This window comes from Bradyrhizobium sp. (assembly GCF_049512235.1).
GTDB lineage: Bacteria > Pseudomonadota > Alphaproteobacteria > Rhizobiales > Xanthobacteraceae > Bradyrhizobium.
This window is the reverse complement of sequence record NZ_JBEKXH010000212.1, coordinates 1-10,956: the sequence shown is the minus strand read 5'-3', so window position 1 is coordinate 10,956 and position 10,956 is coordinate 1. Positions and strand designations below refer to the sequence as shown.

At 63.7% G+C, this 10,956-nt stretch carries 10 protein-coding genes; 7 read left to right on the top strand and 3 right to left on the bottom strand.

Annotation, left to right across the window (positions count from 1 at the left end; genetic code table 11):
• Positions 1 to 376: 376 nt before the first annotated feature.
• Positions 377 to 1,717: a S41 family peptidase gene (locus tag ABSG20_RS19600; protein WP_423866168.1), complete on the bottom strand. Its 1,341-nt coding sequence runs from the start codon at positions 1,715 to 1,717 to the stop codon at positions 377 to 379.
• Between the two features lie 395 nt (positions 1,718 to 2,112).
• Here ABSG20_RS19600 and ABSG20_RS19595 point away from each other — a divergent pair, with 395 nt between their 5' ends.
• Positions 2,113 to 3,243: an alpha-hydroxy acid oxidase gene (locus tag ABSG20_RS19595; RefSeq protein ID WP_423866167.1), complete on the top strand. Its 1,131-nt coding sequence runs from the start codon at positions 2,113 to 2,115 to the stop codon at positions 3,241 to 3,243.
• Positions 3,244 to 3,264: 21 nt separating this feature from the next.
• Here ABSG20_RS19595 and ABSG20_RS19590 read toward each other — a convergent pair whose 3' ends face one another.
• Positions 3,265 to 3,603, bottom strand: a complete 339-nt coding sequence (locus ABSG20_RS19590) for a hypothetical protein (protein ID WP_423866166.1) — start codon at positions 3,601 to 3,603, stop codon at positions 3,265 to 3,267.
• Positions 3,604 to 3,986: 383 nt separating this feature from the next.
• Here ABSG20_RS19590 and ABSG20_RS19585 point away from each other — a divergent pair, with 383 nt between their 5' ends.
• The 5 genes from ABSG20_RS19585 to ABSG20_RS19565 all read left to right on the top strand — a co-directional run bounded on the left by ABSG20_RS19585 (position 3,987) and on the right by ABSG20_RS19565 (position 7,965).
• Entirely contained in the window at positions 3,987 to 4,616 is a 630-nt protein-coding gene (locus ABSG20_RS19585) for an HAD-IA family hydrolase (protein WP_423866165.1), read from the top strand.
• A gap of 10 nt (positions 4,617 to 4,626) precedes the next feature.
• Positions 4,627 to 5,838, top strand: a complete 1,212-nt coding sequence (locus ABSG20_RS19580; protein ID WP_423866164.1) for a molybdopterin molybdotransferase MoeA — start codon at positions 4,627 to 4,629, stop codon at positions 5,836 to 5,838.
• Positions 5,839 to 6,072: 234 nt separating this feature from the next.
• A complete protein-coding gene (gene lexA, locus ABSG20_RS19575) occupies positions 6,073 to 6,774 on the top strand; it encodes a transcriptional repressor LexA (RefSeq protein ID WP_423866163.1) in 702 nt (233 codons plus the stop codon).
• 455 nt (positions 6,775 to 7,229) lie between these two features.
• A complete protein-coding gene (locus tag ABSG20_RS19570) occupies positions 7,230 to 7,652 on the top strand; it encodes a hypothetical protein (RefSeq protein WP_423866162.1) in 423 nt (140 codons plus the stop codon).
• Between the two features lie 64 nt (positions 7,653 to 7,716).
• Positions 7,717 to 7,965 (top strand): hypothetical protein, encoded by a 249-nt coding sequence (locus ABSG20_RS19565; protein ID WP_423866161.1) that lies wholly within the window; start codon positions 7,717 to 7,719, stop codon positions 7,963 to 7,965.
• Between the two features lie 63 nt (positions 7,966 to 8,028).
• Here ABSG20_RS19565 and ABSG20_RS19560 read toward each other — a convergent pair whose 3' ends face one another.
• Positions 8,029 to 10,305, bottom strand: a complete 2,277-nt coding sequence (locus tag ABSG20_RS19560) for a ComEC/Rec2 family competence protein (RefSeq protein WP_423866160.1) — start codon at positions 10,303 to 10,305, stop codon at positions 8,029 to 8,031.
• A gap of 241 nt (positions 10,306 to 10,546) precedes the next feature.
• On the opposite strand from ABSG20_RS19560, the gene ABSG20_RS19555 reads away from it, so the two are divergent.
• Positions 10,547 to 10,867 carry a hypothetical protein gene (locus ABSG20_RS19555; protein ID WP_423866159.1) on the top strand — a complete coding sequence of 107 codons (321 nt, stop codon included), beginning with the start codon at positions 10,547 to 10,549 and terminating at the stop codon, positions 10,865 to 10,867.
• Positions 10,868 to 10,956 lie beyond the last annotated feature (89 nt).

Below are 10,956 nucleotides of genomic sequence, written 5' to 3'. Positions count from 1 at the left end.
GTGATGGCCGTTTTCTGCACGCGAGGCTGCGGGTGCCACTGGGCATCCGGCATTCCCCACGCCCTCTGTTTTCGAGGGCGGTCAAGTCTCCTGGCAAAGCCCGGGCGCCTCGCGCCGCGGGGTGCAAACGCGCATATGGGAAGGGCGTGTGGGAAAGGGCACGTCATTGCGAGGAGCCCTTGCGACGAAGCAATCCAGCTTTCTTTTCGCGGCGCCAAAGCTGGATTGCTTCGCTAACGCTCGCAATGACGATCTCAGAGTATCTTTGCTCGGCTGTTTGAAAATTGAATCGGTACTATTAAAGGCATCGCCAAAAAAAAGCGGGGCGGCCTCTTGCCACCCCGCTCAAGCTGGTCCCGGTATCCGCGGCGCAGGTTCAGTTCGGAACTGCCGCCTTCGGCGCTGACGTTGACGGCACCCCCGCGTTCACGGTGACACCGCGCAGCAGATTGTAGGCTGCGGCAAGCGCCTTGTCGTTCTTCTCATCGGGCGGGACATAGGATTGCGAGCCGGTCTGCTCGGTGCTTTCGGCGGAAAGATGGCCGCGCATCGACGCCTCTCCCTGCAGCTCGACGCGGCCCTTCAGCGCCTCGGGCACATCCTGTACCACCTCGATGTCGGGCTTGATGCCCAGCGCCTGAATCGAATGGCCCGATGGCGTGAAATAACGCGCCGTGGTCAGCGCCAGTGCACCGTTGCCCGTCCCGAGCGGGATAATGGTCTGCACCGAGCCTTTGCCGAACGAGCGGGTCCCGATCAGGGTCGCGCGCTTGCGATCGTGCAAGGCGCCAGCCACGATCTCGGAGGCGGATGCCGATCCACCATTGATCAATACCACGAGCGGCTTGCCCTTGGTCAGATCCCCTCCCCGCGCGGTGAAGCGCTGGGTTTCCTCGGGATTGCGGCCCCGCGTCGAAACCACCTCGCCGCGATCCATGAACGCAGACGACACCGAGACCGCCTGATCGAGCAATCCGCCGGGGTTGTTGCGCAGGTCGACGACATAACCGGCGAGCTTGTCCGAGCTGATCTGCTTCGATATCGTGCTGATGGCCTTGCGCAGTCCGTCGGTGGTCTGTTCGTTGAAGGAGGCGATCCGGATATAGCCGATGTCGCCACCGTCGGTGTGGTAGGTGACCGGGCGCACCCGAATGATTTCGCGCTCGATCGTCACGTCGATCGGTTGCTCCACGCCCTTGCGCATGATCTTGAGCCGGGTTTTGGTGTTGACCGGCCCCTTCATCTTGTTCACGGCCTGCTCGAGCGTGAGACCCTGTACCGCATCGTCATCAATCTGGGTGATCAGGTCGCCTGACAGGATGCCGGCCTTGGCCGCGGGCGTGTCATCCATCGGCGCAACCACCTTGACGAGTCCATCCTCCATCGTGACCTCGATGCCGAGGCCACCGAACTCGCCGTGGGTGGTCTCCTGCATGTCACGCCATGCCTTGTCATTCATGTAACGCGAATGAGGGTCGAGGCCAGTGACCATGCCGTTGATCGCGCCTTCGATCAGCTTGGTGTCGTCGGGCTTCTCGACATAGTCGCTCCTGACCCGCTCGAACACCTCGCCAAACAAGTTCAGCTGCGAATAGGTATCGCCGGCGGCGGCGGCCCTGGCGGCCGCAACCCACTGCGCGCTCTGGGGACCGGTAACAAGGAGGGTGAGACAGACGCCCGCTGCCGTCCCGAGGAAAAACAGGTGATTCTTGCGCATGGTTTGCGAACCCTCTCGCCGTCTGTGCTTGCCCGCCACGAACCCTGGAAAATGGGCGCGCTTCCGCCGATTCACAATACCTTTCTGGTATCATTGAGGCCGTTTTGCCAGGTCGATGGCATGGTGCGGAAACCGCGCCTGGCGCGGGGTACCTAGCCACCAGCCGACCCGCGCCGCGAAAGCATATCTTTCACGGCATCGGGCGGCTTGTCGACATCAAGCGCGAACACGGTGATTTGATAATGAGGCGACTTGTCGCGGCCGGGCGGAAAAGGGCCGCCATAGCCGATTCCGCTGATAGCGGCCATCGCAATATTCGGGATGGCGCGAAAGCACGGGACGCGATACCCGAAAGGCGAAGCTTGAGGCCCTAAAAGCATTCCCGGGAGGACACCATGAACGAGGCGACCCGCATTCCGCCGGCGGCCGTTGAACTCGGCGCCAGCGGCGAAGAGTTCCAGAACCTGCACGAGCTGATCCGTAAGGCGCGCGCCAACCTCAACCAGAATTCCTGGGACTATATCGTCGGCGCCGCCGAGACCGAGACCACGATGCGCCGCAACCGCATGGCGCTCGACGAAATCGCCTTCCGGCCGCGCGTGCTGCGTAATGTCGCTGACGTCGACGCCTCGGTCGAACTTTTCGGCCGCAAATTGCGCCTGCCGGTGATGATCGCGCCGGTCGGCGCGCTCGAACTGTTCGATCCCGGCGGCGCCGCCGGGGTTGCGCGGGGCGCCGGGACGTTCGGCGCCGCCCACATGCTGAGCTCGGTGTCCGAGCCGGGCCTTGAGAAAACCGCCGAGGCCGCGGCGGCCGCATTGCGCCTGTACCAGCTCTATGTCCGCGGCGGCGACGCCGTTGTCGAGGACTACGTCAGCCGCGCCGTCGCAAGCGGCTACAGCGCATTCTGCCTGACCGTGGACACCGCGCACTACAGCCGGCGCGAGCGTGACATTGCCAAACGTTACGTGCGCGCCAGCCGCGTCCGCGCCACCGGCGGCGATTTCCAGAAGGGGCTGGAGTGGCGCACGGTGAAACTGATCAAGGACAAATTCAGGATCCCGCTGGTCGTCAAGGGCATCGCCACGGCGGAAGATGCAGCAATTGCGCTCGATCACGGCGTGGACTGGATCTACGTCTCCAATCACGGCGGCCGCCAGTTGGATCATGGCCGCGGCGCCATGCAGGTGCTGCCTGAAATCGTCAGTGCGGTCGGCGGCCGCGCCAAGATCATGGTCGATGGCGGGTTCTGCCGCGGCACCGACATCGTCAAGGCGATCGCCATGGGTGCCGATCTCGTCGGCATCGGCCGCCTGCAATGTTTTGCGCTCGCGGCGTCAGGCGAAGCCGGCATCGTCCGGATGCTGGAGCTGCTCGAAGACGAAGTAATTCGCTGCCTCGGCCTGCTCGGCGTCACGCGCTTTGCCGAGCTCGACAAGTCCTGTCTGCACAAGGCAATGCCGACCAACCTGCCGCACGTGTTCAGCGCCTTTCCGCTTTTGGAGATCGAGCCGTACCGGTATTGAGGGCCGCGCGACACGCTCTAATCACGTGGTGCTAAGGGTGTTTTCAAAGGCGCCGAGCCTGGTGAATGCAATGTCCCAAAGGACTTCCAACATGGCCGTGTCTGACGCGAGGCCTTCGACAAGATGGCTCAGAGCGATCGAGGCTTCGTGAGCTTCAATTCCGTGCGGTTCAACGTGCCGTAGCATGGAAATCAGCGGACGCAGCATTGCCGCGGCCCGGTCCGGCGCAAGATACCTGGCCTTGAGCAGCGATTGGAGCGACGTCTCGGGTCTCATGCGCAAAGCACCTTCCATCGTCACCACGCCGCTCGCTCGATCAATATGGAACTTTTCGGCGGCAGCCGGATCCATACTTCGCATTTAACTTCCCAGCAGAAACAACGAAGGTTTGCTTCACCGTGATGACGACCGTCGAAACAGTGATCGACATCACAAAGCATCGCGGAAAGCCCGTCGGCATCCCTGTCGGGAATGCCGATTGATCCATTATCATCGTCCGGCCTCGTTATGATCTTGTTCTCGAACGCAATCAATGAGCTTCAAATTTTAGCAACCCCGATCCTTTGTCTCGGCGACCCATGTCCTGGGAACCCATGGCTGGTCCTGCTCGAACTTCGGTATGCGGATCAGTCCACCCGGGGTCTGCGAGGGGGCGGGCAAGCCCGCAACCTCCCGGCGCCTAACCAAAGCAGCTCAGCGCCCTCACCATTGCCCCCCTTGCCCAATTTTCGTAAACCCCCGCAATGATCCCTCCCCGCCTCTCCCCCGGTGCCGCCGATGCGCTGCTGTTCGATCTCGGCCGCGTCGTGCTCGATATCGACTTCAACAAGGCCCTGGCCTGCTGGGCCGCTCACGCCGGCTGCGAGCCCGCCGATCTGGGCGGCCGATTTGCGCGCGACGAGCTCTATCATCGTCACGAGAAGGGCGAGATCAGCGATGCCGAATTTTTTGCCGGTCAGCGTGCGTCGATGGGCGTCGAACTGTCGGATGCGCAGTTCCTGCAAGGCTGGAACGCAATATTCGCCGGCGAAATGCCCGGCATCGCCGCGCTTCTTGAGCGGGCCTCAAAACGCCTCCCGCTCTATGCCTTCTCCAACACCAATGCGGCCCATGTCGAGCACTTCTCGCAAGCTTACGCCCCTGTGCTCGGCCATTTCCGCGAAATTTTTCTGTCGTCCACGATCGGGCTTCGGAAACCTGATGCGGCGGCCTATGATCATGTGGTGAAAGCGATCGGGGCGCCGGCCCAGCGCATCGTGTTCTTCGACGACCTCGCCGAGAATATCGAAGCCGCGCGCGCGCGGGGCTTGACGGCCGTGCACGTGACATCGTCCGGCGACGTGTCCGGCGCTCTGGCCGCGCTCGGGATTTAGGAGTTTCGCCGTGGCCTTGATGCCGGTTACTGAGGCGCTTGCCGCGATTCTCGCGGGCGCCGAGCCGCTGCCCGAGGAAATGGTCGCGCTGGATGCCGCCTATCACCGCGTTCTGGCGCGCGACGTCGCGGCCTTGCGCAACCAGCCGCCGCAGGCGATGTCGGCCATGGATGGCTATGCCGTAAGATCCGCCGACGCCGCCCGCGTGTCGGCACGGCTGAGGGTGATCGGCGAGGTCGCGGCCGGCCGGCCATTCGACGGTGCCGTCGGCGAGGGCGAGGCGGTGCGGATCTTTACCGGCGGCGTAATCCCCGCCGGCGCCGACGCCGTCATCATCCAGGAAGAAACGGTCGTTGAAAGCGGCGGCATCACGATCACGGAAGCCGCGCGCCCCGGTCGACATATACGCCTGGCCGGCATCGACTTTCGCCAGGGCGATGTGCTGCTGGCGCGGGGGACGCGCCTCACCGACCGCGATCTGTCGCTAGCCGCCGGCATGAACCATCCGGAACTTGCCGTGCGCCGCCGGCCTGTCGTCGCGATGCTTGCGACCGGCGACGAACTGGTGATGCCGGGCGCGACGCCCGGCCCCGGCCAGATCGTCTACTCCAACGGCTACGCGCTGCGGGCGCTGGCGCGCAGCGAGGGCGCCGATGTCATCGATCTCGGCATTGCCGCCGACACGCTTGCGGCCACGACCTCAGGCATCCGGCGCGCCCGCGACGTTGGCGCCGATATCCTGATCACGACCGGCGGCGCCTCGGTCGGCGACCACGACCTCGTCAAGCAGTCGCTGGAGGCCGAGGGCGTCGCCATGGCCTTCTGGCGGATCGCGATGCGGCCGGGCAAGCCGATGATGCACGGCCGGCTCGGCGCCATGCGGGTGATCGGCCTGCCCGGCAATCCGGTGTCGTCCTATGTCTGCGGCTTGTTGTTTCTGGTGCCGTTGATTCGCGGGCTCTCGGGACGTTCCGATAGGCATCTTGTGCCCGAACAGGCGCTACTCGGGCGCGATGTCGGCGCCAACGATGTGCGCGAAGATTATCTGCGCGCCCGGTTGGAGGTGCGCGCCGACGGTATCCTGATCGCCACTCCGGTCGACCATCAGGACTCCTCGCTGCTCGGGAATCTGGCCGCGGCACAGGCACTTGTGATCCGTCCGCCGTTTGCGCCGAACGCCGCCGCGGGCTCGGCCTGCCAACTGCTGCGGCTGCCGGCCTGAGGCCGGCGCGGGCGGGTTCCAGCAAACTTGATTACGAATCCCGGTTGACGGAAAATTAAGCTATTGCGGAACACATATGGAACATATAGTGTTCGTTCATGATTTGTTTCGAGTCGATGGTCATAAATGGAGTATGCCGACCCGGGAGGGCACAAGTGGGCTCCCGGACTTCGGAGTTTCTTACCTCGTATCTCGGAATCAAACGGCACTTATCAAACTTGGGGATTGGTCGAGATGCTCACGCGCAAGCAATATGAACTCCTGCGATTTATCAGCGAACGCCTCAAAGAGTCAGGCGTTCCGCCCTCCTTTGACGAGATGAAGGACGCGCTGGATCTGCGCTCGAAGTCCGGCATTCATCGCCTGATCACCGCGCTCGAAGAGCGCGGCTTCATCCGCCGCCTGCCCAACCGCGCCCGCGCCATCGAAGTAATCAAGCTGCCCGAACTTTCCTCCGGCGCAAACAGCCGCCGCGGCTTTACCCCGAGCGTCATCGAAGGCACGCTCGGCAAGGTGCGCAGCGCGAGCATGAGTTCCGAGGACGACGGCAGCCGTCCGGTTTCGGTGCCCGTGATGGGTCGCATCGCCGCCGGCACTCCGATCGAGGCGCTGCAGACCCGCAGTCATACCATCAGCGTGCCGCCTGACATGCTCGGGTCCGGCGAACACTACGCGCTCGAGGTCCGCGGCGATTCCATGGTCGACGCCGGCATTCTCGACGGCGACATGGCGCTCATCCAGCGCAACGAAAGCGCCGAGACCGGCGACATCGTGGTGGCGCTGATCGACGACGAGGAAGCGACGTTGAAGCGCTTCCGGCGCCGCGGCGCCTCGATCGCACTCGAGCCGGCCAACGCCTCCTACGAAGTTCGCATCCTGCCGCCGAACCGGGTGAAGATTCAGGGCAAGCTGATCGGGCTTTACCGGAAATACTAGCTGGCCAGATCAGTTCCAATCTCGGCATCAGGGCGCAGGCCGGCATCTGGCCGCGCTGGTGCGTGGCGCTCAGCCATCATGCAAGTGAACCGCTGCGCAGGGGTTGGATTATCTACTTGTAACGGATAGTCCCTTGCCGTTTCCATCGATTATCAAATCACCTGTCCGACTCGGACTACAGCGAAGGCCACGCCATCTCGGCGCCAGCCGGTCGCTGACGTGACAAACAAAACTGCCCTGGCGGCCAGCCGGGGCATTTTTTGTGCCAGCATCGTGGCCAGCTTGCGGTTATGCAACGTGAGGCCGCGTCCTTACGCGTTTGTGATCACGCTGTTCGACTGGCAGCCGTACAATTGCCTACAACGAAGCAAAAGTTCGCGTACTATCGTCCATTTGATAGAGGCCTGCGCCTCTAGGCGGCGCCGGTTGGCTATCTCGAAACGAGGAGCAAATCGATGTGTGACTATAGTCTGCATGCCGTAGCGACGCGCCCCGCCAGAGTGGGAGAGACGCTGATCACTACAACTTTCCGCGGCACTTCTACCCGCGGTTTCGCATCCGCAAGCGAGCCTGCGGTCGCGGTTTGTATGCTTCCCGGAACCGAAATGGCATTCGCCGAAAATGTCAGATACGATAACCGATGGATCTGGACCAGATCCGTCAATTTCCGGGTCGGGAAGTTCGGCGCGGTCGATCCTCACATTCCACATCGCCACCACGATGCAATCGAATTCCCAGATGGAAGCCATGTGCTGGTGACGCAACTCTGCGAGGGACAGCGCGCGACCGTGCTGCAATTGCCGGTGGTGCATCCGGTTACCGCGCAGGAGAAGCCGGCAACCGAGACGCCAGCAACGACACGGATCTCCGCAGGTTGAACCGGTTACGTGATAGCCTCCGCCGGTTCCGGCCGGCGGAGGCCGGTTGCCAAGGGGCGCGCGATTGGCGGTCAACAAAATCACTTGGCAAAAAGTTGGAGGGGTGACCGAAGCGGGCCGGTACATGCTGAGCTTCGGGTGGCTGACCATCACGTCGGAAGATCTTGCGGTCTGGCGGCTGTATCCCAAAGCGGTGTTCACGCTCGTCAAGTTGACGGCGGCAACCGATGCCGGAGAGGAATTTCATCTCGGCGTATTCGAACTCGGCGAAGGTCCCACCATCCCTGAAGGTCTCTCGCGCCCTGAGATGTGAAGCGGCAATCGGCTGCGGCTCTGATTGGGCCAATGTCCGAAGTGACTGGGAAGCCCGACCTGCTCATTCCTCCGTCTGCAGATCGGCATCCGAAGGCGTCGCATCCGCGGGCGACGCCCTGGCCGAACGCGGCGTAAGGCTGCTCTCGGACTCGGTGTCACCTGCCACCGCGGGTGACCACGGCCGATCGAAGCCTTTCGGCCTGATCGCCTCGACTGCAAATCCGTCGCGGCTCCGACGCAACGCCAGCGTGCCCTGCCTGCGCAGGCGCTCGCGGTCGATCACTGGCGGCGAACAAGAGGATGGCGTCTGCCGCGCCGTCACCAACAGCACCGCGCGTTCGCAATCGTCGGCGAGAGCGTCGGACCGTAGCGCCAGCGCTACCAACCCACCGTCGGGCATCTCCGTCACGCAGCCGGCATCATCGCATGAGACGCCCTCGACGAGCGAGGTATCGCCAGGCGGCCTCGGGTCGGCGTCGGCGGCCAGCCATTCCTTGACGAGAAAGGCATCCTTGGCGGTCCGCATCAGGTGCAACCGCCCGTCCCGGCCACGGACACCAACATTGTGGCCGTCGCCGGAAATCAGGATCAGCGGCTGCGGTACGGCCAGCGCCCAGACCACCGACGAGAGCAGGATGGCTGCACCGAACCAGCGCAGCGGCGTGCGCAACAGGGCGAGCAGGATGATCCCGGTGCTGGCCGCGATCAGCGGTCCGATCCCAAACGCCGCCATCCGGCCGATGGCGCCGGGAAGTGCGGCGACCCATTCCGTCACCACGATCATCCAGTCGATGCCCCATCCCATCGCCCGCCAGAACACTCCGTCCAAGCCAAAGGGCATCGCGACCAGGCCGAGCATGCCCGCCGGCATCACCACCGCCGAGACCACAGGCATCGCCGCCAGGTTGGCGAGCACGCCGTAGGGTGTGACCCGGTGAAAATGAAAGGCTGCATAGGGCGTGGTTGCCAGCCCCGCCACAAATGACGCCAGCGTCAGCGTCATGAGCTCGCGTCCTCCCCACAGCGCCACCTTGGCGGTGGTGGAATTATCGGGCGATGCGAACAGCCGGGGCATGCCGATCTGCACCAGTGCCACCAGCCCCAGCGTCGCGGCGAACGACATCTGGAAGCTCGGATGCACCAGCGCTTCCGGCGCCAGCGTCAGCACGATCATCGCGGAGACTGCCAGAGTTCGGAATGTCACAGCGCGGCGGTCGACCAAAACCGCGATCAAAACCACCGCCGTCATGAAAAACGAGCGTTGCGTGGCGACTTCCGCTCCGGACAGCAACAGATAAAACGCCGCCGCGGCAAGGGCGGCTGCGGCCGCCCATTTCTTGATCGGATAACCGACCGTCAACGCCGGAATCAGCGCCAGCAGCGCGCGCACTGCGAAGAACACCACGCCGGCGACAACGGCCATGTGATAGCCCGATATCGACAGCACGTGGCCAAGGCCGGAGATGAACATGGCATCGTTGACCGGCGTCGTGATCGCATCGCGACGGCCGGTCAATAGCGCGGTCGCAATGGCGCGCTTATCGCCATCCAGTGTGGTCCGAATCCGGCCGTCGATGGCGTCGCGCAATGCTTGCATCAGCGCGGCATAACGCAACGACAGGCCGCCGCTGACCGGCGGCTCAACGGTGTTGATGGCGCCGGTGACAAAACCGGAGGCGCCGATGCCCTGAAAGAACATGTCGCGGCTGAAATCGTAGCTGCCCGGCCGCAACGGCGCCAGCGGCGGCTGCAGCCGTGCCTTCAATTCGACGAAACTGCCAACATCGGGCGCGGTGCCCTTGCGCACCGACAACCGCACCCGCTCCAGTACTTGGCCGCCGCGCGGACTTTCCATCTGCGTGACCCGCAACACAAAACGGTCGGTGCGCTCGCGGATATCGCGCGCCTCCACGAAGCCCGACAGCGACACCGCGTACATCGGCCGCGCCAGCACGCCATGGGTGATCACCAACGTTCGTAGGGTCGCCGTTGCAAAACCCGCCGCGACGGCGGCGATCATGACCGCTGCCGGAAATACCTTTTGCCGCCGCAGCAGGAACGTGGCGGCGCACAGCGCGATCGCTACCCCAGCGGCAACCGAGGCGACCGGCTCATGCTCGGCGGTAAAATAGAAAGCGATGCCGGTACCGAACGCGACGGGCACCCAGGGCAACAAGCGGCCGGCGCTGGCCTCGACGCGGATCCACTCGCGCAAGCGTGCGATCAACGAGGGCCAGGTGCTGAAACCCGACGGCGCAAACCCCCCAGCCCGTGCGGCCTCGCGCGGCGGCCAGGTGCCAGCAACGCCTTGCGTCCGCGCCCTGCCCCGCTCCGCCATAGAGTTGTACCTTACGCGCGATCCGGATCGTCACACCACCTGGGTTTGTCATATTACCGGAACGTGCCGGCGGCGGAAAGGCAGAACCGACGGCCCAGGTTCACATGTCCAGTGATTTAAGCAGGGCCTGTTCGGTGCGGCTCGCGTGCCAATCTTTGTGCCGCAACATATAGAATGAACGGCGTTAATCTTTACTAACGGCCCTGCGATAGAATTGCCGAATCAATCGGGAGGCCTGGCCATGCCGCGCAGGATCATGCTGTCTGTTTTCGCCATCGCGGTCACCGCAATGACCGCGCGCGCGGCCGATCTGCCAAACCGGAGCCGGCTCGGAGCGATCTTTGCCGAGCCCGCCGAGGTTGGTCGCGATGCCTCTCCGCCGCGCGGATACTCGGCGCCAATCATTGGCTACAATGTCCTTCCAAATCCGCCGTGGGCGCGCGGCGGCTACAATTATGGTTCGCCTTTTTTCTACTTCGACAGCGGCCCCTATTACGGCGGGCCCTACGTTCCCCCCACCGTCCGGCTGCCCTATGTCTGCGGTTTCTATGGCTACTGCTGAGAACAGAGCCGTATGAAAAAAAGCACCAAGTCTGGTTGATGGCGTCGTTGCCCACCCATGCAATGGAGCGCGCCCGCGAGTTCCCGAGC